Genomic DNA, 23964 nt, shown 5'->3' with positions numbered 1-23964 from the left:
CCGTGACGACGACCGGCCCGGGCACCACCGGCGAGCGCCCCGCCCTGCAGCGCGTCGCCGTGCACGTCGCGCTCCGCTCCGGCGGCCGGCTGCTCGTGCGCGACGACCCGCCCGGGGCGGTCCTGCCGTGGGCGGTCCTCGCGCACGGCGAGACCCCCGTCGCCGGCGCGCAGCGGGCGCTCGCCGCCGCCGGTGCACCGCCCGCGCGGGTGGCCGGGCCGCTGGAGGTCCGCGACGACGTGCGCCGCGCCCTCGGTGAGGAGGTGCCGGGCCACCCCGGCGGTGTGGACCTGCACACCGTGCACGTGGTGCTGGGCGCGACCGCCGCCGGACCGGGCCGGGGCGGTGCGGCCGGCCCCGCCCGGTGGGTGCCGGACCCCGGCACCCACGCCCACCCCCTGGTGGCCGACGCGCGCGTGCGCGTGGAGCCCGCCGAGCTGCGCCGGCTCCAGGCCCCCGCCGACGGGTCGGTGCCCGTGGTGCGCCAGCGGCTGGCCGCCTACGCCGTGGTCGTCAGCCCCGCCGGGGAGATCCTGCTCACCCGCCTGTCGGCGCTCACCCCCAGCCCCGGGCGCTGGACGCTGCCGGGCGGCGGCGTCGACCACGGCGAGCACCCGCTGACGGCCGCCGTGCGCGAGGTCCACGAGGAGACCGGCATGGACGTGGAGGTCGACGGCCTGGCCGACATCGGTTCGGAGCACTTCACCGGCCGGTCCCCGCGCGGGGTGCTGGAGGACTTCCACGCCGTGCGGGTGCTGGTCACCGCGACCGCCCGCCAGGTGCGCGCCCCGCGCGTGCTCGACGTCGGCGGCAGCACCGACGCCGGCTCGTGGGTCCCGCTGGCCGAGGCCGAGCGGTGCGCCCTGGTGGGCGTCGCGCACCGCGGCGTGCAGATCGCGCTGCGGCAGCGGGAGAGCGGCCCCGGCGGCTGGGCGGCCGGCGGGGCCTGAGGCTCCCGGGGCACGACGCGGGGCACGTCCGGTCCCGGGACCGTTCCCAAGGGGACCCCGCGACTGGCAGACTCCGCGCGCCTGTCCCCCTCCGTGGAAGCGAGCTCATGAGCCGTCCCCTCGTTCGACTCGTCGGTCCTGCTGCCGGTCTCGTGGCGTTCACGGGTTCGCTGGGCGTGGTGTGCGCCGGTCTGGCCCCCGCGGCCCTGGCCGCGCCCACCGCGACCGCGACGCCCACCGCCACCGCGATGCCCACCGCGACCGCGACCGCCAGCGCGACGCCCACCGCCACCGCGACGGTCGTCGCCGAGGGGACCAGCGGGTTCCGCGAGATCCTGCCCGACCCCGCCCCGGGCCAGACGCAGATCCAGATCGGCGCGTTCAACGACCTGCACGGCCGCCTGGAGGCGCCCGACGAGACCGAGGACGGCGCCCCGATCGGCGGCGTCGCCCAGCTCGCCGGGGCGCTGGACGCGCTGCGCGCGCAGCAGCCGAACACCGTCGCGGTCTCGGTCGGCGACAACATCGGCGCCTCCACGTTCACCTCGTTCATCCAGCAGGACGAACCCACGCTCGAGGCCCTGAACGCGATGGGCGTGGCCGTCTCCGCCGTCGGCAACCACGAGTTCGACAAGGGCTACGCCGACCTGACCGACCGCGTCGGCGTGGACGGCGAGAGCGGGCTGGCCGGTTTCCCGCACCTGGGGGCGAACGTGCTGGAGGCAGACGGCAGCCCCGCGATGCCCGCGTTCGCCACCACCGACGTCGGCGGTGTGCGCGTCGGTTTCGTCGGCGTCGTCACGACGGCCACGCCGAGCCTCGTGGCGCCCGACGGCATCGCCGGGTTGCGGTTCACCGACCCCGTCGAGGCCGCCAACCGCGTCGCGGCGCAGCTGTCCGACGGCGACACCGCCAACGACGAGGCCGACGTCGTGGTGCTGCTGGCCCACGAGGGTTCCGAGGGCACGGACTGCGAGGAGGTGCGCGCCACCGGCCGCTTCGGCGAGCTCGTGCGGGGCGCCTCCGCGGAGATCGACGCGATCCTCTCCGGGCACACGCACCAGCTCTACGACTGCGAGTTCCCGGTGGGGGGGAAGCAGGCTGCCCGCCCGGTGCTGTCCGCCGAGTCCTACGGCACGGCCCTCGACCGCGTCGTCCTGAACGTCGACGACGCCACCGGAGAGGTCGTCGCCCAGGCCCACGAGGTCGTCCCCGTGCAGGGCTTCACGCCCGACGCCGAGGTGCAGGGCATCGTGGACGAGGCCGTCGCGTTCGCCGCGGAGGAGGGGGCGCGCCCGGTCGGCCGCATCACCGCCGACGTCACCCGCGCGTTCACCGGGGCCGAGGACGACCGCGGCACGCAGTCGCCGCTGGCGAACCTCATCGCCGACGCCCAGCTGCAGCAGACCCGCGGCGCGGGCGCGCAGATCGCGCTGATGAACCCCGGCGGCGTGCGGGACGACCTGGAGTTCACCGCCTCCGGTTCCGAGGGCGACGGGGTCGTCACCTACGCCGAGGCCGCCGCCGTGCAGCCGTTCGCGAACTCGGTGGTCACCCTCACCCTCACCGGGGCGCAGGTGCGCCAGGTGCTGGAGGAGCAGTGGCAGCCGGAGGGTTCCTCGCGGCCGTTCCTGGCCCTCGGCGTCTCCGACGGCTTCTTCTTCACCTACGACCCGGACGCGCCCGCCGGGCAGCACGTCACCTCGGTCACCCTGGACGGGCGGGAGCTGGACCCGGCGGCGACGTACCGGGTGACGGTGAACAGCTTCCTGGCCTCCGGCGGGGACAACTTCGCCACCCTCGCCGAGGGCACCGAGCGCACCGAGCTGGGCAGGACCGACCTGGAGGCGTTCACCGCCTACCTGGGTCTGCCGGAGAACCAGCCGCTGACCGCGGACCGGGAGCCGCGCTCGGCGGTGGCCGCGGCGGCCCCGAGCCCGGCGCCGACGACGTCGGCGCCCGTCCCGGCGCCGACCGCCGCGCCGACCGCCGCGCCCGCGCCCGCGCCGACCTCCTCGGCGTCCGCGGCACCGGTGCGCACCACGCGCCCCAGCAGCCGGCCCACCCGCACGGCGGTCACCGGCACCGGGCGCCTGGCGCGCACCGGCACCGAGGTCGCCCCGTACGTGGCCGGCGGGGCGGGGCTCGTCCTCGTGGGCGGGCTGCTGATCGGCGTGAGCCGGCGGCGGGGCGCCCGCGCCTGACGTCGCCCGTCCGACGGCTCGTCCGCCGCGGGGCCACCCGGGACCTCCCTGGGTGGCCCCGCGGCGCGGCGGGGCCCGCGCGGCGGCACCTCCCGGCGCGCCGATCGCGGTGCGAGGCCCCTAGCATCACTGCAGTGAGTGACCCCCTACGGAGGGTGACGGGCGAGGGTTCCCCGTCACCCCTGCCCGACCCCGACGGGGACGCCGCGACGCACGGCGGCAAGCGCGACACCCGGGTGGCCATCGAGGCGGCCCTGCTGCCGGCCGTCTTCGAGAGCCCGGCCCTGGCGGTGATCGCGCTGGACCGGCAGGGGCTCGTCACCGCGCTCACACCCCCGGCCGAGCGGCTGCTGGGCTACGTCGAGAGCGAGCTCGTCGGCGAGCCGCTGCACGAGCGGCTGCACCACCACCGCGCCGACGGCAGCCCCCTGACCCGGCGGGACTGCCCCGTCGTGGCCGCCCTGGAGGGGGCCCGGCCCGCGTGGGGCGACGGCGACGTCCTGGTCCGCAAGGACGGGTCCCTGCTCGTCGTCGACTGGGCCTTCGCCCCCGTGGTCCTGGCCCGCACCCTCACCGGCGGCGTCCTCACCTTCCACGACCCGCGCGACCGCACCGACAGGGCGTCCCGGGAGGGGGGGCGGCTGGCCGCCGCCGAGGCCGCCAACCTGCGCCTGACCCTGCTCGCCGACGTCTCCCGCTCCCTGGCCTCCGCCACCACGGGTCTGTCCGAGGCCCTCGGGGCCATCGCGCGCAGGGTCGTGCCGGCCCTCGCCGACTGGGCGGCGGTCGACCTGCTGGACGAGCGCGACGGGCACGCGAGACGGGTGGCGCTGGTGCACCGCGACCCGGACGCGGACCCGGAGCGGCTGGCCCGCCTGGGGCAGCTGCCGCCCCTGGCGCCCGAGGCGCGCGACCCGCTGGCGCAGGTCCTGCGGGGCGCGCCGCTGCAGCACGTCCAGGACGCCGCGGTCCTCGACGAGGAGGGGGCGGGCGTCGCGGGTGCCGCCTGGTCGCAGCGCACGGCGCTGGTGCGGGCCCTCGGTGCCGTCGAGGCGATCGTCGCGCCCCTGCGCGCCCGCGGCCGCGTGCTGGGCGCGCTGACGCTGGTGCGCACCGATCCCGCCCGGCCCTTCCAGCCGGAGGACGTCGCGTTCGCCGCCGACCTGGGGGAGCGGGCCGCCACGGCGGTCGACACGACCCGGCTGCTGGAGGGCGAGCAGCGCCGCGCCGAGCAGATGCAGCGCGCGCTGCTGCCCGAGCTGCCCGGGCGGATCGGTGAGCTGGAGCTGCACGGGCTGTACCAGCCGGCCGGTGACCGCGCCCAGGTCGGCGGCGACTGGTACGACGCGTTCCCGCTGCCCGACGACGGCGTCGCCCTCGTCCTCGGCGACGTCGCCGGCCACGACCTGCACGCGGCCACCCGCATGGGGGCGATCCGGCACAAGCTGCGCGCCCTCGCCGCGGACCGCCTGGACCGCCCCTCGGCGGTCCTCGCCCGGCTGGACCGGGTGCTGCAGCGCTTCGCGCCCAGCGACGTCGCCACCCTCGTCCTGGCGCACCTGCGGCCGGGCGGCGACGGCTGGGGCGTCGAGTGGTCCTGCGCCGGGCACCCCCCGCCCCTGCTGCTGGTGCCCGGTGCCGCCCCGCGCCTGCTCGACGTCGAGGCGGACCTGCCCCTCGGGGTCGCCGACCTGCCGCGCCACGACGTCCACGACGCGCTGCCGGCCGGGGCCACCGTGGTCTTCTACAGCGACGGGCTCGTCGAGCACCCCGGCGAGTCCCTCGCCGACGGCCTGCAGCGCCTGGTGGCCGCCGGTGCCGGGCTGGAGGACGCGTCCCTGCCGCAGCTGTGCCGGGACCTCCTGGAGCGGGTGCGTCCCGCGGGGAACGACGACGTCGCCGTCCTGGCGGTGCGCCCGGGGGCCGCCGGGACCGGCGCCCGCGCGGCCGGCGGCGGGGACCTGGTGCGGGTGCGGCTGCTCGGGGTGCCGCTGCGCCTGCGCGCGGAGCACCTCCGGTGCACCGAGGCGCTCCTGCGGGAGCTGGCGCTCGTGCGCATCGGTGCCCGGCACGAGACGTCGGCGACCCTCCCGCAGCGCCTGCTCGGCCTCGCGGCGGAGCTGCAGAGCACCTACGCACCCCTGCTGACGCAGCCCGTGGCCGACCTCGACGCCGCCACCGCGGCAGGGTGCGAGCACTGCGACGTCACCTACCGCGTGCCCGCCGGCGCCGCCGACTTCGCGCGCCGCGCGCTGGGTGCGCTGGAGGAGGCCGACGAGTTCTGCCGCGCCGAGCGGCACCTGCTCACCCTGCCCGCACCCCCGGGAGTGGTGGCCTACCGCCGCTGGCTGGTCGGCGAGTTCGTGCACCAGGTCAGCGGCGGCGAGCCCCGGCCGTGGCGGCCCCCGGAGCCGCAGCAGCCCGCCGCCGCGACCGTCGGGCGGGCCGGTGCGGACGGGCGCGCCCCGGCGGGCGGGGGACCGGTCGCGCCGGAGGGCGCCGGGTGGAGCGCGGTGGGTGAGCCGCTGCGGCTGGACCCCGAACCCGGTGCCGCCGCCGCCGCCCGGCGGCACGTGCGCCGGCTCCTGCGGGACGCCGGTGCCGGGGAGGTGGAGGAGGCCGCGGAGCTGGGGGTCTCCGAGCTGGTGACCAACGCGGTGCTGCACGCCCGCACCCCCGCCAGCGTGACGGTGCGCACCGCCCCCTCCGGGGCCGTGCGCGTCGAGGTCGCCGACGCGTCCGCCGCGGCCGTGCAGGAGCGCCGGTTCGGCCCGGAGGCCGCCACCGGGCGCGGGCTGCGGCTGGTCGCCTCGATCTCCACCGCGTGGGGCGTCGACCCGCTGCCCGCGGCAGCCGGACCGGGCAAGGTGGTCTGGTTCGAGCCGTCCGCGGACACGACGGCGGCAGCGGCGGCCGGGGACGCCGGTCAGTGGGGTGCGCAGGACTGGGCGGCCGGCCTGCTCTGAGGGGCACCCGGCGGGACGCGCCGAGGGCCACCCGGGATCCCGGGTGGCCCTCGGCTCACGACTGGTGGTCGCCCCGACGGTCGCCTCGCGGCGAACGGCCGCTCGTAGCGGCTGGATGTGAGGCCCGGGGACACGTACCGGGGCGACCTCCCTGTCCAAGCACGCCGGGTGCCCCGCGATTCCGGCCGCCCGGCGTGACGCCCGTCACGCCGGGGTGGTGCGTCAGGTGCGCTGCGCCTCGCGGTGCTCCAGCGCGGCGCCCTCCACGTCCAGCGCCGGCAGCCAGCGCAGCCAGCGCGGCAGCCACCACGCCGCGCGCCCCAGCAGCGCCAGCGCGGCCGGCACCAGCACCATCCGCACCACCACCGCGTCGGCGAGGATGCCGATCGCCAGCGCGAACGCGATCGGCTTGATCGTCGCGTCGCCCTCCGGCACGAAGCCCGCGAAGACCGCGAACATGATCGCCGCGGCGGCCACGACCACCGGCGCCGCCTGCCGGAAGCCGGTGCGCACCGCCGCCACCGGGTCGGCGCCGTGCGCGTGCGCCTCGTGCATCCGCGAGACGAGGAACACCTGGTAGTCCATCGCCAGGCCGAACAGGATGCCGACCACGATGATCGGCGCCAGGCTCAGCAGCGGCCCGGTGGCCTCGGCGTTGACGACGTCCTTCAGCCAGCCCCACTGGAACACCGCGACGGTCGCGCCCAGCGACGAGCCGATCGTCAGCAGGAAGCCCAGCACGCCCACCAGCGGCACCAGCAGCGAGCGGAACACCAGCACCAGCAGCAGCAGCGCCAGCCCCACCACGAGCACCAGGTACACCGGCAGCGCCTCGTCCAGGGTCTGCGAGACGTCCACGCCCACGGCGGTGTTGCCGGTGACGTACGCCTCGGTGCCCTCGGCGGCGTCGCGGGCCAGGCGCGCGCGGACGTCCGCCACCAGGTCGCGCGTGGCCTCGTCGTCCGGCCCTGTGGTGGGGATGACGGTGACGAGCGCGGCGGTGCCGTCGGCGTTGGGCTGCGCCGGCGTCGCCAGCGCCACGCCCGGCAGCTCGGCCACCTCCGCCTGCACCTGCTGGGCGCGCTCGTACGCGCCGGAGCCGTCGACGAGGACCAGCAGCGGCCCGGTCACGCCCGGGCCGAAGCGGTCGGACAGCAGCTGCGCGGCGCGCGCCTGGGTGCTGTCCTCCGGCGGCAGCTGGTTCAGGGTGGTGCGCAGCGAGAACACCGGCACCGCGACGACCGCCAGCGCCACGGCGGCCGCCAGCAGGCTCGGCCAGCGGTGCCGGGTGACGGTGCGCGCCCACCCGCTGAAGAACCCGCGGCCGTCGGCGTCGGGGGACGGCAGCGCGACGTGCTGGCCGCCCTCGTGCGCCAGCGCCCGGCGCGCCCGCCGGGACAGGGCGCGCGTGCCGATCAGCCCCAGGGCCGCCGGCACCAGGGTCAGGGCCACGAGCACCGCGACGACGACGGTCGCGGCGGCCGCCAGGCCCATCTCGGTGAGGAACGGGATGCCCGCCACCGACAGCCCGGCCAGGGCGATGACGACGGTCAGGCCGGCGGTGAGCACCGCGGAACCCGCGGTGCCCACGGCGATCGCGGCGGCCTCGGGCACGGGTCGGCCGTCCAGCAGCTCGTGCCGGAACCGCGTGACGATGAAGAGGGCGTAGTCGATGCCGACGGCGAGGCCGAGCATGACGGCGAGGATCGGGGTGGTGGACTGCAGGTCCACGAACCCGGTGAGCACGGTGATGCCCAGCACGCCGGTGCCCACCCCGACGAGCGCGGTGAGCAGGTTCATCCCGGCGGCCACGAGGGAGCCGTACGTGATGGCCAGCACCACCAGGGCGGCGACGACGCCGACCGCCTCGGCGGCACCGCCGACCTCGGAGACCTCCTGCGTGGCCTCGCCGGTGGCCTCCGCGGTCAGCCCCGCCGCGCGCGCGTCCTCCAGGACGCCCAGCAGCTCCTCGCGCTGGGCTTCGGTGATCTCCGGCGCCTGCACCCCGTAGGTGACGGTGCTGTAGACGGCGCGCTGGTCGGGGGAGACGGTGGGCGCGGCCGGGTCCAGCGGGTTCGTGGCGCTCGCCACGCCGTCCAGCTCCTGCAGCTGCGCGACGACCTGCGCGACCGCGGCGGCGTTCTCCGGCGCGGTGACGAGCTCGTCGCCGGGCGCCTGCAGCACCACCTGGGCGCTCGCCCCGGTGGAGCGGTCCCCGAAGCGGTCGTCGATCAGGCGCAGCGCGGTCGTGGACTCCTGGCCGGGGATCTCGAAGGTGTTCACGGTGGAGCCGGCGAGGGTGGCGGCGCCGACGCCGGTGCCGAGCAGGACGAGCACCCAGACGCCCAGGACGAGCAGGCGGTGGCGCACCGCCCCCAGTCCCAGGCGGTGCAGGAAGGTGGCCATGGGGGTGTTCTCCTCGGGTCTCAGGCGCCGGTGGGGGCGCCGGTGGGGGCGTCGGCGGGGTGGCCGAGGGCGCCGACGGCCGCGGCGACGAGCAGGGGCCGCACGACGTGGGCGGGCTGGTGCTCGCGGCAGGCGAGCGCGGCGGTGGCCAGGCCCCCCAGGCAGGTGGTCAGCCGCACCGCGCGCTCCGGGCCGGTGTCGGGCGGTGCGGCGAACGCCTCGAAGAGCACCGCCGCCAGCTCCTCGAGCTGGCAGGCCTGCTCCTGCGCCCCGCCGCTGACGGAGGACAGGGCCAGGGCCGTGAAGCCGGGCCGCGCCAGGGCGAGGTCGGCCAGGGCGGCGACGACGGCGCGGTCGCGGGCGGGGCCGGGCGGTGAGGCCGCGACGCCCCCGGCGAGGCGGCGCACGTGGTCGAGGGTCATGGCCAGCGCGGCGCCGGCCAGCGCCTCCTTGGTGGGGAAGCGGTGCAGCAGCCCCGTCTTGGAGTAGCCGGTGGCGTCGGCGACGCGCTGGACGGAGGTGTGCTCGACGCCGTGCCGCGCGAAGAGGGCGGCGGCGGCGTCGAGGATCTCCTCGTCGATCTGCTGGCGGGTGGGACGCGGCACTGGACCAGAGTAGACCAGGAACGACCAATCCGGTCGGTCAGGGACCGCGGTGGTCCTCCCTGGTCCGCGCGCGGGCCCGGGTGTCGGGGCGCGGGCCTACCCTGGGGCGCGATGAGCACCTTGTTCGACGACCTCCCCCTCGGCGGCCCGGGCGAGCCCGCGGCCCGCGCCGGTGCGCCCGCGGCCCGCCGGGAGCCCGGCGCGGTCGACCTGCTGGCCGGGCTGAACCCGCAGCAGCGCGAGGCCGTCGTGCACGCGGGCTCCCCGCTGCTCATCGTCGCCGGCGCCGGCTCCGGCAAGACGCGCGTCCTCACCCACCGCATCGCCCACCTGCTCGCCGAGCGCGGCGCCACGGCGGGGCAGGTCCTCGCGATCACCTTCACCAACAAGGCCGCCGCCGAGATGCGCGAGCGCGTCGCCGCCCTCGCCGGCGACGTCGTCGGGATGGGCGCGCGCAGCATGTGGGTGTCCACGTTCCACTCCGCCTGCGTGCGCATCCTGCGCCGCGAGGCGGCCACCCTGGGGATGCGCTCGTCGTTCTCCATCTACGACTCCGCCGACTCCCAGCGCCTGATGACCATGGTCGTGCGCGAGCTGGAGCTGGACCCGAAGAAGCACGCGCCCCGCGCGCTGAGCGCGATGGTCTCCAACCTCAAGAACGAGCTCGTCGACGAGGAGGAGTACGCCGAGCGCGCCGCGGCCGAGACCGCCACGCCCGCCGAGAAGGTCCTCGCCCAGGTGTACCGCTCGTACCAGCAGCGGCTGCGCCAGGCGCACGCGATGGACTTCGACGACCTCATCATGTCGACCGTCCACCTGCTGCAGGCGTTCCCCGACGTCGCCGAGCACTACCGCCGCCGCTTCCGGCACGTCCTCGTCGACGAGTACCAGGACACCAACCACGCCCAGTACGTGCTGGTGCGCGAGCTCGTCGGCGGCTCGGTCAGCGAGGCCGCCGCCCGCGGCGGGCACGCGCTGGCGGTCCCGCCGGCGGAGCTGACCGTCGTCGGCGACGCCGACCAGTCGATCTACGCCTTCCGCGGCGCCACCATCCGCAACATCACCGAGTTCGAGCAGGACTACCCGGACGCGCGCACCGTCCTGCTGGAGCAGAACTACCGCTCCACCCAGACGATCCTCACCGCCGCCAACCAGGTCATCGCCGTCAACACCGACCGCCGTGCGAAGAACCTGTGGACCGCCTCCGGCGCGGGGGAGCGGATCGTCGGCTACGTCGCCGACGACGAGCACGGCGAGGCGCAGTTCGTCGCCGACGAGGTCGACCGCCTGCACGACGAGGCGGGCGTGCGCTACGGCGACGTCGCGGTGTTCTACCGCACCAACGCGCAGTCCCGGGCGCTGGAGGAGGTGTTCATCCGCACCGGCCTGCCCTACAAGGTCGTCGGCGGCACCCGCTTCTACGAGCGCCGCGAGGTCAAGGACGCCGTCGCGTACCTGCGGCTGCTCGACAACCCCGACGACACGGTCAACCTGCGCCGCGTCCTCAACGTCCCCAAGCGCGGCATCGGCGAGCGCGCCGAGGCCACCCTGGCGGTGTTCGCCGAGCGCGAGCGCATCCCGTTCGGGCAGGCCCTGGAGCGCGCCGACGAAGCGGTGGGCCTGGTGGCCCGCTCCCTGAACGCCGTGAAGGGCTTCGCCCAGCTGGTGGCGGACCTGCGCACCCTGGCGGAGTCCGGCGCCTCCCCGGCCACCGTGCTGCAGGCGGTCCTGGAGCAGACCGGCTACCTCGCCGAGCTGCGCGCCAGCGGCGACCCGCAGGACGAGTCCCGCGTGGAGAACCTCGCCGAGCTCGTCGCGGTGGCCGAGGAGTTCTCCGACGCCGACCCCGACGGCACCCTCTCGGACTTCCTCGAGCGCGTCTCCCTCGTGGCCGACGCCGACCAGATCCCCGAGGAGGAGGACGGCGGCGGCGTGGTCACCCTCATGACCCTGCACACCGCCAAGGGCCTGGAGTTCCCCGTCGTCTTCCTCACCGGCATGGAGGACGGCACGTTCCCGCACCAGCGCTCCCTGGGCGACCCGGACCAGCTCGCCGAGGAGCGGCGCCTGGCGTACGTGGGGCTCACCCGCGCCCGCGAGCGCCTGTACCTGTCGCGCTCGGCGGTGCGCAGCGCGTGGGGCGCGCCCCAGCAGTACCCCGCCAGCCGCTTCCTCGACGACGTCCCGGCGGACCTGCTGGACTGGCGGCGCGGGGAGGCCGCGTTCGCGACGTCCGCCGCGTCCTCGTCCGCGCCGCGCCCGCCGTCGCGGCCGGTGGCGCGCTCGGCCGGCAGCCGGCCCGTCATCAGCCTCAGCCCCGGCGACCGCGTCACCCACGACACCTTCGGCCTGGGCACGGTGGTGCGGCTGGAGGGCGAGGGCGACAAGACCGTCGCGCACGTCGACTTCCGCGGCGAGGGCACCAAGCGCCTGCTGCTGCGGTACGCGCCGGTCGTCAAGCTCTGACGCGGCGTTCCGTGTGACGTTCTCGTCACACGGACGCGGCCCGGCGTTGCAGTCCTGTGACACCGCGCATGAGCACCCGGGACCCGGGGGTACCCGTGCCGTCATGGACAACGCCGGCACGGACACCGTCCCCGACCTCCGGAGCACCACCCGCGGCGAGCTGCTCGACGCGGCACGCGAGCGCGGCGTCCCCGTGGGTCCGCGGATGACGAAGCGGGAGCTGGCCGAGCGCCTCTCCGCCGAGGCCGACGCCCCGCGCACCGATACCCACCCGGACCACCAGCCCCGGATCGCCTCGCGGGTGGAGCCGTTCCGGCGGCTCGCGCGGGCCCGTGCGGACGGCGACATGGTGCTGCTGCCGCGCACGCTCACCGGCGACGACCGGCGCATCCACGTGCGCCAGACGCTCCGGGAGGACCACCAGGTCCGCATCGCCCGCGGCGACGAGGAGTCGCGGGCGAAGTTCGACAAGCTCGCCGGTTCGCTGTTCAGCTTCTTCCGCGGCACCAGCCTGCTGTTCTACCGGGACATGGCCGGTGAGGACGCGTGGATGCCGACGGTCCTGGCCACCGGGGACGTCCACCCCGACAACTTCGGCGTGCTCCCCAACCGCGACGAGGTCCCGGTCTTCGGCATCGACGACCACGACGAGGCGTTCTTCGCCCCGTTCACCTGGGACCTCAAGCGCGGCGCCACGGGTTTCGTCCTGGCCGCGGGCGAGCTGGGCGGCAAGGGCCGCGGCAAGCAGGAGGCCATCGCCCGGGCGTTCGTGCAGGGCTACGTCGAGGCGATCGGCTCCTACGCCACCGAGGAGGGCGAGCTCGACCACGAGCTGCGCCGCGACAACTCCCCGAAGCTCATCAAGGACCTCATCGACGACTCGCTGTCCGTCAGCCGCGCCGAGTGGCTGGCCGACGACTACCTCGGCGAGCAGCTCCGCGGCTTCAAGGCCAGCAAGAAGCTCGTGCCGGTCTCCAGCCGGCGCGAGGAGTTCCAGGGGGTCGTCGACCGGTACGTCGCCGCGAACGACCTCGACGTCCCGGCGCGCGCCGCGGGGATGCGGGTCAAGGACGTCGCCGAGCGCAAGGGGCAGGGCACCGCGTCCCTGGGCCTGACCCGCTACTACGTGCTGATCGAGGGGCCCGCGGGCGACGGCACCGACGACGTGGTGCTGGAGTTCAAGCAGGCCCGCCGCTCCTCCCTGGACGGGCTGGTGCCGCCGTCCGACTTCGACTCCACCGGCCACGGCGACCGGGTCGCGAACGCCCAGCGGGCCCAGCTGGTGCGCGGGGACGCCTTCTACGGCAGCGTCGAGCACGAGGGGCTGAGCCTGCTGGTGCGCGAGCGGTCCCCGCTGCGCCGTTCCCTCGACCTGGAGGACCTGTCCGGTTCGGAGTGGGTGCAGTACGCCCGCGTCTGCGGCGGCGTCGTGGCCCACGTCCACGCCCTCTCCGACGACGGCGGCGGGCTGGACCACGACGTGGAGCCGGCGATCACCGCCGCGATCGGGCCCGAGGAGCTGTTCACCGACGACGTCGTCCGGTTCGCCGTCGGCGCCGCCGAGCGCGCCCGCGCCGACCACGAGTCGTTCCGCGCCGACCACGCCCTCGGCGCGTTCCGGCGGGTGGACGTGGTCTACCGCTGAACAGCCGATCGCGCGCGGCTGAACGGGCGTCCGCGGGCGGCTGAACGCGGCGGCCGGGCCCCTGGTGCGCAGCGGCCGCGTGCCCCAGACTCGCTGCCGTCAGGCCACGGAACCTCGGGCCCACGACTACGGCAGGAGTTCAACCATGAGCGAGCTGCGCGCTGGACCGGTCGTCTCGGGACGGGTCTACGTCGTCGACGAGGTCGCGGGCCGGGTCCCGCGGGAGCTGGAGGACTTCACCGGGGAGGCGACCTTCCGCGTCTCCCACGGCCCGGACGTGCACGAGGTCGTCGGTGTCGGCCGCGTCCTGGACGGGGCGGTGCGCTTCCACGAGAAGTCCGGCGGCCCGGGGGGCAAGGACGTGCGGGTCTGGCGGGTGCGGCGCACCGACCGGGGTTTCGAGGCCGAGCACGCCGGGTGCTGACACCCCGGGCGAGGGCCGGGCGGGTGGCACCGCCCCCGTGAGCCTCAGGTGCCGGCCCGGTGGTGCCGATGCTGCGACCCGGCGGGTGCCGGAGCCCGTGCCCTCCGGGGGCCGGGCTGGGAGGTGGGCGAGGTGGGGACGCGCGGTGCGCGGGTGGCGCTCGTCGTCGACCGGGTGGAGGACTACGCCCTGCCGGTGATCCGGGGCGTGGAGTCCGTCCTCGCCCCGGCCGGGGCCTCGCTGCTGGTCCTCGTGCACCCCCGCCCGGCTGCGCAGGCGCGCTCCTGGGTGGAGCGGCTGCGCCGCGCGGGGAGCATCGACGGGCTCGTGGTCAGCACCGTGGCGGACCCCGCCACCGGGACCTCCGCCGTCGCCGGGCTGGTCGCGCAGGCCGGCGGGCTGCCCGTCGTCACGCTCGGCGGCGGCGTGCTCGGTGTGCCCGACGTCAGCTGCGACAACGCCGCCGGCACGGCGCTGGCCGTGGACCACCTGCTCGCCGCCGGCCGGCGGCACCCGCTGCTGGTGGCCGGTCCCGCGGACTCCGCCGACTCCCTCGAGCGGGAGGCCGCCTTCGCCGCGGCCGTCGCCCGGGCCGGGTTGCCCCCGGCGCCGGTCGTGCGCGCCGGTTTCCACCGCGAGACGGCCTACCGCCGCACCGCGCAGGCCCTGGGCTCGCTGGGCGCCGTCGACGCCGTCTTCGCCGCGAACGACGAGATGGCCCTGGGCGCCCTGGACGCGCTGGCCGCGGGCGGGCGGCGCGTGCCGGAGGACGTCGTGGTCGCCGGCTTCGACGACACCAGCGCCGCGGCCACCGCCGAGGTCCCGCTGACCAGCGTGGACCCGCACCTGGCGGAGCAGGGCGAGCTGGCCGCGCGGCTGGTGCTGGACCTGCTGCGCGGCGGGGACGTGCCGGCCCGGGTGCGCACGGGGTGCGAGCTGGTGGTGCGCGCCTCGACGGCCGGGCCCGAGGGCGCCGGGCCGCCCGGCACGGGCGCCGTCGTACCCGTGGAGCTGCTGCGGGACGTGCGCTCCGGGCTCCTGGTCACGCACCACCTGCTGGGCCTGAAGCACGGCCTGTCCTCCGTGGTGAGCGAGGACGACCTCGCGCGGGAGCTGACCGCGTACCTGCCCCGCGTCGCCGTGCGCCGCGCGCACCTGGCGACCGTGCGGGACGGCCGGGCGCGCCTCGTCTACAGCACGGGCACCCCGCCCGCCGGTGCCCCCACCGGTTCGTACCCCGTGGAGGAGCTGCTGCCGGGCGCGCGGCGCGGTGAGCTCGCCCACGGCACCCTCGTCGTGCAGGTCCTGGCGCCCGGCGGTCACGAGCGCGGCCTGCTGCTGCACGAGCAGGACCGCCTGGACCGCTACACGGCCGAGGCGCTGCACCAGGACCTCACCGCCGCCCTGCAGGCCCTGCAGCGCGCCCGCCGGGCCCGCGCGCACGCGGCGGAGCTGGAGCGCCTGGTCGCCGAGCGCACCGCGCAGCTGCAGGCGGAGGTGCACAGCCGGCGCCTCGCCCAGGAGGAGCTGACCCGGGCCAACGCCCGGCTGTCCGAGGCGCTGCTCGTCGACGGGCTCACCGGTGTGCGCAACCGCCCCGCCTTCGACGACGCCCTGCGGCGCGCGTGGCGCGAGCACGAGCGCACCGGGCAGCCGCTGAGCGTCCTGCTGTGCGACGTGGACCGCTTCAAGGCGTACAACGACACCGCCGGGCACCTCGCCGGCGACGCGTGCCTGCGCGCCGTGGCCGCCTGCATCGCCGACGCGGTGCGCCGCAGCGACGACGTGGTGGCGCGCTTCGGCGGGGAGGAGTTCGCCGTCGTCCTGCCCGCCGCCGACGCCGCGGCCGCCGAGCGCGTCGCCGCCCGGGTGCTGCGGCGCGTGCGGGCGGCGGCCCTGCCGCACCCCGGCTGCGGTCCGGGCGCCACCGTGTCCGTCAGCGTGGGGGTGGCCACGAGCGCGGCGGCCGCCGGCGCCGGTCCCGAGGACCTGCTGCGCACGGCGGACGGCGCCCTGTACCGGGCGAAGGACACCGGCCGCGACCGCCTCGTCCTGGCCGGCGTGCTGTCCTGAGCGGGCCGGCGCTCAGCGCCGCGCGCGCTCCCGGCGGCGTGCCCGCGCGTCCACCGCGGCGGCCGCCGCGAGCATCCCGGCGACGTCGAGGACGACCAGCAGGGGCGGAGCACCGGTCTCGGCGATCGCCTGCGCCAGCGCCCCGGTGAGCACCGCCGGCACCATCACCACCACGTTGTTGACGGCGTGCAGCACCACGGCCGCCTCCAGGCCGCCGGTGCGGTGCACCAGCCACGACGCCACCAGCGCGAACACCAGCCGGTCGGTGAACAGCCACGGGTCCTGGGGGCCGTGCGCGGCGCCGAACAGCACCGCCGAGACCACCGCGGCGAGCACCGCGCCCACCACCGGCCGCGCGCACCACGACCCCAGGGCCTGGCTCAGCCAGCCGCGGAAGAAGTACTCCTCGCCGGCCGCCTGCAGCGGCGTGGTCAGCAGCACCACCGCCAGCAGCGCGACCGCCCGACCCGCGGCGGGCGCGGTGCCGTCCCCGAACGCCGGGCGGCCCGCCAGGACCTCGGCCACCGCCATCGCCAGCGCCGCGACCACCGCGACGGCCAGCACCGGCGGCAGCACGCGCAGCGCCCACCGCCACCGCCAGCGGCCCGCCACCGACGACACCAGGCCGGCCGAGCGCCCGTGCCCGGCGCGCACCGCCAGCCACGCCAGCGGGACCCCCGCCGCCAGCACCAGGTTCGACAGCAGCAGGCCCCACCAGGTGCTGAACAGCGCCTCGTCCAGCGCGGCGCCGTCCAGGTCCGTGACGAGCCAGGCGACCCCGTAGCCGACACCGGTGAGCAGCACGAGCACCAGCAGGCCCCCGGCCACGACGGCCGCGCCCACCAGGGGGCGCCACCAGCGGTGCCGGGGCCCGCGCAGCGCTGCGGTGTACGGGACGGGGGACGGGGCCGTCCCCGGGGCGAGGGGAGTGTCGATCACACCCCGAGGCTGCCCGCCGGGCGCACCGCGCCGCGTCCGCCGCCCGGGGTGCTCCGACCGTCGACCGAGGTCGATGCCGCGGCGGCGGGGTGCGACGTGCGGTGGTCCCGCGGGAGGCGCCGGCCCTCCTAGCCTGGCGGGGTGAACGGGGTGAGCGGGGTGAGCGGGGTGAGCGGGGTGAGCGGGGTGGTCGACGGGACGGTCGGGAGCGGGCGTGCGGGCGGGGTGCTGCCCGGCGTCCCACCGGTGCCGCCACCGGTGCCGGTGACGGCGCCCGTGGAGCGGCCGGTGCCGGCGCGCCGTCGCCGCCGGCGCACCGCGCTGCGCCTCGCCGGCGACACCGTCGTGGTGCTGGCGTGCTGGGCGACGGGGATGGTCCTCCTCGGCGTGGAGCTCGACCAGGTCACCGGGCCGCGGGTGCGCGGCGACGCGGCCCTGGTCGCCGACGTCCTGCTCGGGGTGCCGGCCACGCTCGCCCTGTACGCGCGCCGGCGCGCACCGGTGGTCGTCGCGAGCGTCCTCGTGGCCGTCTCCGCGGTGTCCGTCGTCGCGGGCGTGCCCTCCCTGGTGGCGCTGTTCGGGGTCGCCGCGCGCCGTCGCTGGCCCGTGGTGGCGGCGGTGGCGGCCGGTGTCGTGCTGGCCGGGACGGTGTACGGGCTGCTGTGGCCGGAACCGGGTTTCCCCGCGTGGGCGGTCCCGCTGGCCGGGCTCGCCCTCGTCGTCCCGGTGGCCGGGTGGGGCACGTACGTGCGCACCCGCCACCAGCTCATGGCCTCGCTGCGCGACCAGGCCGAACGGGCCCGCGCCGAGCAGGAGATGCGGGTGCGCCAGGCCCGCGCCACCGAGCGGTCCCGCATCGCGCGCGAGATGCACGACGTCCTGGCGCACCGCCTGTCGCTGGTGAGCATGCACGCCGGGGCGCTGGAGTTCCGCCCCGACGCGGACCCCGCCGACGTCGCCCGCGCCGCCGGCGTCATCCGCACCGGCACCCACGAGGCGCTGGAGGACCTGCGCGACATCCTCGGCGTGCTGCGCGCCGAGGACGTCACCGGACCCGCCGGCGAGGAGGCGCGCGGTCGCCCGCAGCCCACCCTGGACGCCCTGCCGGAACTGGCCCGCGAGGCGCGGGAGGCCGGCGGGCGGGTGCGGCTGCGGGTGGACGTGCCCGCACGCGCGCAGGTGCCGGCCCTGGCCGGCCGCACCGCCTACCGCGTCGTGCAGGAGGGGCTGACGAACGCGCGCAAGCACGCCCCGGGCCGCGAGGTGCGCGTGCACGTCCAGGGGGCTCCCGGGCACGGCCTGGAGGTGGTCGTCGACGACGCGGCGAACGCGGCGGCGCCGCCCCCGGGCGGGACGGTGCCACCCGGCGCGGTGCCGGGAGCCGGGCTCGGCCTGGTGGGGCTGGCCGAGCGGGTGGCGCTGGCCGGCGGGGAGCTGGAGCACGGCCCGGCCGGCGACGGGTTCCGGTTGCGGGCGCGGCTGCCGTGGCCGGCGTGAGCGCCGCAGCCGGCGGGCCGCTGCGGGTGCTGCTCGTCGACGACGACCCGATGGTGCGCTCGGCGTTGCGGATGGTGCTCGGCGGCCCGGGCGACATCGCGGTCGTGGGGGAGGCCGCCGACGGGGAGGAGGCCGTCGCGGTGGCCGCGGCGACCGCACCGGACGTGGCGCTGGTGGACGTGCGGATGCCGCGCCGCGACGGCATCAGCGCCGCGCGGGAGATCACCGCCGCCGGCGGGACGCGCGTGGTCGTGCTGACGACGTTCGGGGAGGACGAGGCGGTGCTCGCGGCGCTGCGCGCCGGCGCGGACGGTTTCCTGCTCAAGGACACCCCGCCCGCGGAGATCGTCGCGGCCGTGCGGCGCGCCGCGGCCGGTGAACCCGTCCTCTCGCCCGACGTCGCGCGCCGCCTCATCGGGCGCGCCGTCGGCGGCGCCGGTTCCCGGGACGTCGTCCCGGGTGCGCCCGCAGGCGACGACGAGCGCCGCCGGCGGGCGCTGCGGTCGCTGTCGCGGCTGGGGGAGAAGGAGCGCGAGGTGGCCGTGGCCGTCGGCCGCGGCCTGCCGAACGCCGACATCGGGGAACTGCTGTCGATGCGCACCGCCACCGTGAAGGCGTACGTCTCGCGCGTCATGGCGCACCTGGAGGTGGACAACCGCGTGCAGGTGGCGATCGTCGTGCACGACGCCGGGCTGGTGTGAGGGGCGCCTCAGCCGGGCAGGTGCCCCCACAGCACGTCCAGCTCGCCCTCCACCTCCACCGCGCCCAGCGCCGCCGGCAGGAGCAACGTGCTCGCGCGCGGCAGTTCCCCGGTCCAGTCCCCGGCCCGGACCACGACCGGCGCGGGACCGACGTTCGTCAGCACCTGCGCGGTGGTGAACTCCCGGCGCACCCGCACCGGGTGCCCGCACCGCCAGCGGTGCAGCACGAAGTACGGGCCCTCGCAGCACACCGCGCGGCGCACGCCGTCGTCGTCGGCGGGCACGGTGGCGTCGGTGACGGTGGGCCGGGCGCCCAGGTGCGTCTCGCGCAGCAGCGCCTCCACGTTCTCGCGCCGCTGCTCGTCCGGGACGGGAGAGCCGTCGGCCATCTCGTACGGCATGGCGTGCTGCTGGGTGTCGGAGGTCTGCTCGATCTCGTGGATGAGCGTGTCCGGGCCGAAGGAGTGGATCGTGCCGCCGGGCACGTACACGGTGTCGCCGGCGGCGACGGGGATCCGCTCCAGCACGGTGTCGAACTCCTGCGCCAGCAGCGCCTCGCGCAGGCGCTCGACACCGACACCGGGACGCACCCCCACCAGGGCGGTGGCGCCGGGCCCGGCGGCCAGCACGTGCCACGCCTCCGTCTTGCCGTTCTCCTGACCCTCGAGCTCGCGGGCGGCGGCGTCGTCGGCGTGCACGTGCACCGGCAGCGCGGAGGCCCCGTCGATGAACTTCGTCAGGATCGGGAAGCGGCTGCCGGACCAGCCCGCCCCCACGAGCCCGGCCGGGTGCTCGCGCACCAGGTCCCGCAGGGGCGTGCCGGCCAGCGGGCCGTCGGCGACGACGCCGACCTCGCCGTCCACGTCGCTGACCTCCCACGTCTCGGCGACGCGGCCGTCGGGCAACCCGCTGCGCCCCAGCACCTCGACGATCGCGCGACCGCCGAACACGTGCTGCTTCACGGGGGTGCTCAGGCGCAGCGGGTACCACTCCACGGTTCAGGCCCCTCTCAGAGGATCGGCTTGCCGCCGGTCACCGCGATGCGGGCGCCGGAGACGTAGCTGGACTCGTCGGAGGCGAGCATCACGTACACCGGGGCCAGTTCCGCCGGCTGGGCGGCGCGGCCCATCGGCACCTGCTGGCCGAACTGCGCCACCTTCTCCTCCGGCATGGTGGCCGGGATCAGCGGCGTCCACACCGGTCCGGGGGCCACGGAGTTCGCGCGGATGCCGCGCTCGGCGAGCAGCTGCGCCAGCGAGGCGGTCATGTTCGCGATGGCGGCCTTCGTCGCCGCGTACGGCAGCAGCGTCGGGCTGGGGTTGTCGGAGTTCACCGAGCTGGACCCGATGATCGACGCTCCCTGCTGCATGTGCGGCAGCGCCGCCTTCGTCAGGTGGAAGAACGCGCTGAGGTTCGTGTGGATCGTGCGGTCCCACTCCTCGTCGGGGGTCTCCTCCAGCGAGTCGCGGTTCATCTGGAACGCGGCGTTGCTCACGAGGACGTCGATGCGGCCGAACTCCTCCACGGCCTTGGCGACGACCGCGCGGCAGTGCGCGGCCTCGGAGAGGTCGCCGGGCACCAGCACGGCCTTGCGGCCGGCCCGCTCCACCCAGTGCGCGGTCTCGCGGGCGTCCTCGTCCTCGTTCAGGTAGCTGATGAGGACGTCGGCGCCCTCGCGGGCGTAGGCGATCGCGACGGCGCGCCCGATGCCGGAGTCGCCGCCGGTGATGACGGCCTTCTTGCCCTCCAGGCGCCCGGTGCCCCGGTAGCTCTCCTCGCCGTGGTCGGGCTTCGGGTCCATCGCCCCGGTGGTGCCGGGGACGTCCTGCGACTGCTCAGGCTGCTGACCGGACTCCGTCACGGTTCCTCCTCCATCGTGCGACCTGCTGGGGCTCGCCCGGGTGGGGGTGCCACACGGGCCTGCTCTCCGCCTACCCGTTCGGCCGCTCCTCAACCGCACCGGCGCCCGGTGCGCCGGCCGGGGGACGCCCGGCGCGTCGATGGCGCGCCGGCGCCGGTGGCCGTAGCGTGAACGGTCAACAAGGGCCACCGCACGCGAAGGAGCACCCCGTGGTGTCCGTCCTCGACCGCCGGCGCAGCATCGCGCCCCCCGGTTTCAACCGCTGGCTCGTGCCGCCCGCCGCCCTGGCGGTGCACCTGTGCATCGGGCAGGTCTACGCCACCAGCGTCTACAAGAACGCTCTCGTGCAGCACTTCGGCGTCGGGAACACCGAGATCGGCGTGGTGTTCTCCATCGCCATCGTCATGCTCGGGTTGTCCGCCGCCGTCGCCGGCACCTGGGTGGACCGCAACGGCCCGCGCAAGGCCATGGCCACCTCCGCCCTGTTCTGGGTCACCGGTTTCCTCGTCGGTGCTCTCGGCATCGCCACCTCGCAGCTGTGGCTGCTGTACCTCGGGTACGGCGTCATCGGCGGCATCGGCCTGGGGATCGGGTACATCTCGCCGGTCTCCACGCTCATCAAGTGGTTCCCCGACCGCCCCGGCCTGGCCACCGGCATGGCCATCATGGGTTTCGGCGGTGGCGCGCTCGTGGCGAGCCCGCTGTCGACGCGGCTCCTGGGCGCCTACGACGACGCCTACGACCCCACCGTGGCCGGCAGCGTGCCCAGCGGTGAGGCCGTGGCGATGCTGTTCGTCACCTTCGCCGTCGTCTACGCCCTGTTCATGTCGTTCGGCGCCGCGACGGTGCGCGTGCCGCCCGACGGGTGGCGCCCGGCCGGCTTCGACCCCGCGGCGGTGCGTTCCCGCTCGCTCGTGACGACCGCGAGCGTCTCGGCCCGCAACGCCGTGCGCACCCCGCAGTTCTGGCTGCTGTGGGTGGTGCTGTTCTGCAACGTCACCGCCGGCATCGGCATCCTCGAGCAGGCCTCGCCGATGATCCAGGACTTCTTCCGCGGCGGCGGCGGGGCCTCCACCGTGGCGGTCGCCGCCGCGGGCGGTTTCGTCGGCCTGCTGTCCATGGCGAACATGGCCGGCCGCTTCGTGTGGTCGTCCACGTCCGACGTCATCGGTCGCAAGCCGATCTACACGGTGTACCTGGGCGTCGGGCTCGTGGCCTACGTGCTGCTGGCCCTGTTCGGGCAGACCAGCACGGCGCTGTTCGTGCTGCTGGCCGCGATCATCCTGTCGTTCTACGGCGGTGGTTTCGCGACGGTCCCGGCGTACCTGCGGGACCTGTTCGGCACCTTCCAGGTGGGAGCGATCCACGGCCGCCTGCTGACCGCGTGGTCGACGGCCGGTGTCGTCGGCCCCCTCATCGTCAACGGGTTCCTCGACGCGCAGGGCGAGCCGGGCACGCTGACGGCCGCCGCGTACCGCCCGGCGCTGCTGACGATGGTGGCCCTGCTGGCCGTCGGGTTCGTCGCGAACCTGCTGGTGCGGCCGGTGGCCGAGCGCTTCCACGAACCCGGGACGTCCGGCGCCGGCGCGCAGCCGCCGCAGGGCGGTCCCCGCGACGAGCAGCAGGAGAGGAGCGCCTCGTGAGCGCGAGCGAGGGCACGGGTGCGACGGCCGCCGACGGCGTCGGCGGAGGCGGTGGAGGCGGTGGTGGCTCCGGGGCGCGCGTGGCGGCCGCGTGGGCGCTGGTGGGTGTGCCGCTGGTCTACGGGGTGGTGGAGACGCTCATGCGCGCTTCCCGCCTGTTCAGCGGCTGATCGCCCCCGCGGTGGCCGGGACGTCCCGGCCACCGCGGGTCGCGGCCGTCAGCGGAACCGCTCGGGGTCCCCGGCGCCCTCACGCACCACCTCGGGTGCGCCCTCCGACAGGTCCACGACGGTGGTCGGGGTGGTTCCCACCTCGCCGGCGTCCACGACCGCGTCCACGACGTGGTCCAGCTCCTCCTTGATGCTCCACGAGTCCGTGGGCGGGTCCTCGTGGCCGGGCAGCAGCAGGGTGCTCGACAGCAGCGGCTCGCCCAGTTCGCGCAGCAGGGCCCGCACGAACGGGTGGTCGGGGATGCGCACGCCCACGGTCTTCTTGCTGGGGTGCGCGAACCGCTTCGGCACCTCCTTCGTGGCGGGCAGGATGAACGTGTACGGCGCCGGGGTGGCCGCCTTCACCGCCCGGAACGCCGTGTTGTCCAGGTGCACGAACTGCCCCAGCTGGGCGAAGTCCGAGCACACCAGCGTGAAGTGGTGGCGCTCGCCGAGGTGCCGGATCCGGCGGATGCGGTCCGCACCGGTGCGGCTGTCCAGCCGGCAGCCCAGCGCGTAGCAGGAGTCGGTGGGGTAGGCGACGAGGGCGTCGTCGCGCAGCATCGCCACCAGTTGCGCCACCGCCCGCGGTTGCGGGTCGCGCGGGTGCACCTCCACGAAGCGGGCCATGCCGGGGACGCTACGCCCACCCCGCCGTTCACCGCAGTTCGACGAGGGGGAACAGGACGGTGCGCCGCAGCCGGAACCCCAGCGCCCCGTACAGCCGCAGCGCACCCGCGTTGTCCGCCAGCGCGTGCAGGAACGGCGTCTCTCCGCGCGCGACGACGCCCGCCGCCACGGCCCGCACCAGCCGGCTCGCCAGGCCCCGCCCCCGCGCGGCGGGGTCGGTGCACACGGCGCTGATCTCCGTGAACCCCGGCGGCCGCATCCGCTCACCGGCCATCGCCACCAGCCGGCCGTCGTCGTCGCGCACGCCCAGGTAGGTGCCCAGCAGCGGGGTGCGGGGACCGAACGGGCCCGGCTGCGTGCGCTCCACCAGGTCCAGCACCTCCGGCACGTCCTGCTCGCCGAGCACGACGACCCCGGGGTCCGCGCCCGCGGCCGGGGCACCGGCCGCCGCGGGGGTCGCCACGAGCTGCACCCCCGGCAGTTCCCGCACCAGCCGCGCGCCCGCCGGCAGCGGTGCGTCCAGGACCGCCCCGTCCAGGCCCGGCAGCAGCACCTGCGCACCGGCACCGGCCACCTCGCGCAGCTGCTCCCACGCCCCCTCGTCGCGCGGGTCGGCCAGCGCGTGGAACGGCGAGACGTCCGGCGGGTAGCGCCGGGCCAGGTCACCCCCCTCGGCGAGGTGGCGGTGCGCGCCGGTCAGGGACGCCCAGACGGGCTCGTCGAGGGGGTGCTGCGTCACGCCGGC

The 23964-nt window shown here is 76.6% G+C and carries 18 protein-coding genes; 11 read left to right on the top strand and 7 right to left on the bottom strand.

Annotation, left to right across the window (positions count from 1 at the left end):
- Positions 1 to 2: 2 nt before the first annotated feature.
- The 3 genes from MN205_RS21800 (at position 3) to MN205_RS09515 (ending at position 6120) form a co-directional block, all read left to right on the top strand.
- A complete protein-coding gene (locus MN205_RS21800; protein WP_242126634.1) occupies positions 3 to 950 on the top strand; it encodes an NUDIX hydrolase in 948 nt (315 codons plus the stop codon).
- A gap of 107 nt (positions 951 to 1057) precedes the next feature.
- Positions 1058 to 3154, top strand: a complete 2097-nt coding sequence (locus MN205_RS09520; RefSeq protein WP_242126632.1) for a bifunctional UDP-sugar hydrolase/5'-nucleotidase — start codon at positions 1058 to 1060, stop codon at positions 3152 to 3154.
- A gap of 134 nt (positions 3155 to 3288) precedes the next feature.
- A complete protein-coding gene (locus MN205_RS09515; RefSeq protein ID WP_242126630.1) occupies positions 3289 to 6120 on the top strand; it encodes a SpoIIE family protein phosphatase in 2832 nt (943 codons plus the stop codon).
- A 222-nt stretch (positions 6121 to 6342) separates the two neighbouring features.
- Here MN205_RS09515 and MN205_RS09510 read toward each other — a convergent pair whose 3' ends face one another.
- A complete protein-coding gene (locus MN205_RS09510) occupies positions 6343 to 8526 on the bottom strand; it encodes an MMPL family transporter (RefSeq protein ID WP_242126628.1) in 2184 nt (727 codons plus the stop codon).
- 20 nt (positions 8527 to 8546) lie between these two features.
- Entirely contained in the window at positions 8547 to 9131 is a 585-nt protein-coding gene (locus MN205_RS09505; protein WP_242126626.1) for a TetR/AcrR family transcriptional regulator, read from the bottom strand.
- A 111-nt stretch (positions 9132 to 9242) separates the two neighbouring features.
- Here MN205_RS09505 and pcrA point away from each other — a divergent pair, with 111 nt between their 5' ends.
- The 4 genes from pcrA to MN205_RS09485 all read left to right on the top strand — a co-directional run bounded on the left by pcrA (position 9243) and on the right by MN205_RS09485 (position 15739).
- Complete coding sequence (pcrA, locus tag MN205_RS09500; RefSeq protein ID WP_242126624.1) at positions 9243 to 11597, top strand: DNA helicase PcrA; 2355 nt, start codon at positions 9243 to 9245, stop codon at positions 11595 to 11597.
- A 103-nt stretch (positions 11598 to 11700) separates the two neighbouring features.
- The gene (locus tag MN205_RS09495; RefSeq protein ID WP_242126622.1) at positions 11701 to 13242 is read left to right on the top strand and encodes a DUF2252 domain-containing protein; all 1542 of its coding nucleotides are present in this window, start codon (positions 11701 to 11703) and stop codon (positions 13240 to 13242) included.
- A gap of 145 nt (positions 13243 to 13387) precedes the next feature.
- Positions 13388 to 13666, top strand: coding sequence for a hypothetical protein (locus tag MN205_RS09490; protein WP_242126621.1), 279 nt, complete (start codon positions 13388 to 13390; stop codon positions 13664 to 13666).
- Between the two features lie 132 nt (positions 13667 to 13798).
- Positions 13799 to 15739: a diguanylate cyclase domain-containing protein gene (locus tag MN205_RS09485; protein WP_242126619.1), complete on the top strand. Its 1941-nt coding sequence runs from the start codon at positions 13799 to 13801 to the stop codon at positions 15737 to 15739.
- 12 nt (positions 15740 to 15751) lie between these two features.
- Here the strand turns inward: MN205_RS09485 and MN205_RS21795 are convergent, their stop codons facing one another.
- Positions 15752 to 16678, bottom strand: coding sequence for a CPBP family intramembrane glutamic endopeptidase (locus MN205_RS21795; RefSeq protein ID WP_242126617.1), 927 nt, complete (start codon positions 16676 to 16678; stop codon positions 15752 to 15754).
- Positions 16679 to 16819: 141 nt separating this feature from the next.
- On the opposite strand from MN205_RS21795, the gene MN205_RS21790 reads away from it, so the two are divergent.
- Together MN205_RS21790 and MN205_RS09470 are read left to right on the top strand one after the other, a co-directional pair.
- Complete coding sequence (locus tag MN205_RS21790; protein ID WP_308220259.1) at positions 16820 to 18175, top strand: histidine kinase; 1356 nt, start codon at positions 16820 to 16822, stop codon at positions 18173 to 18175.
- A complete protein-coding gene (locus tag MN205_RS09470) occupies positions 18172 to 18876 on the top strand; it encodes a response regulator transcription factor (protein WP_242126615.1) in 705 nt (234 codons plus the stop codon). The genes MN205_RS21790 and MN205_RS09470 overlap by 4 nt, the downstream gene beginning before the upstream one ends.
- Positions 18877 to 18884: 8 nt before the next feature.
- Here the strand turns inward: MN205_RS09470 and MN205_RS09465 are convergent, their stop codons facing one another.
- Positions 18885 to 19871 carry a class I mannose-6-phosphate isomerase gene (locus MN205_RS09465; protein WP_242126613.1) on the bottom strand — a complete coding sequence of 329 codons (987 nt, stop codon included), beginning with the start codon at positions 19869 to 19871 and terminating at the stop codon, positions 18885 to 18887.
- 14 nt (positions 19872 to 19885) lie between these two features.
- Positions 19886 to 20677, bottom strand: coding sequence for an SDR family oxidoreductase (locus tag MN205_RS09460; protein WP_255818777.1), 792 nt, complete (start codon positions 20675 to 20677; stop codon positions 19886 to 19888).
- Between the two features lie 269 nt (positions 20678 to 20946).
- On the opposite strand from MN205_RS09460, the gene MN205_RS09455 reads away from it, so the two are divergent.
- Entirely contained in the window at positions 20947 to 22380 is a 1434-nt protein-coding gene (locus MN205_RS09455) for an OFA family MFS transporter (RefSeq protein ID WP_242126609.1), read from the top strand.
- Complete coding sequence (locus MN205_RS09450; protein ID WP_242126607.1) at positions 22377 to 22550, top strand: hypothetical protein; 174 nt, start codon at positions 22377 to 22379, stop codon at positions 22548 to 22550. Before MN205_RS09455 ends, MN205_RS09450 begins: the two co-directional genes overlap by 4 nt.
- Positions 22551 to 22598: 48 nt before the next feature.
- On the opposite strand, the gene MN205_RS09445 is transcribed toward MN205_RS09450, so the two are convergent.
- Both MN205_RS09445 and MN205_RS09440 read right to left on the bottom strand, forming a co-directional pair.
- Positions 22599 to 23219 (bottom strand): L-threonylcarbamoyladenylate synthase, encoded by a 621-nt coding sequence (locus MN205_RS09445; RefSeq protein WP_242126605.1) that lies wholly within the window; start codon positions 23217 to 23219, stop codon positions 22599 to 22601.
- A 28-nt stretch (positions 23220 to 23247) separates the two neighbouring features.
- On the bottom strand, positions 23248 to 23958 hold the full coding sequence (locus MN205_RS09440; protein ID WP_242126603.1) for a GNAT family N-acetyltransferase: 711 nt from the start codon (positions 23956 to 23958) through the stop codon (positions 23248 to 23250).
- Positions 23959 to 23964 lie beyond the last annotated feature (6 nt).

This window comes from Kineococcus sp. TRM81007 (assembly GCF_022669155.1).
Lineage (GTDB): Bacteria > Actinomycetota > Actinomycetes > Actinomycetales > Kineococcaceae > Kineococcus.
Note: the sequence above shows the minus strand (reverse complement) of the source record. Positions and strands in the feature narration are given on the sequence as shown.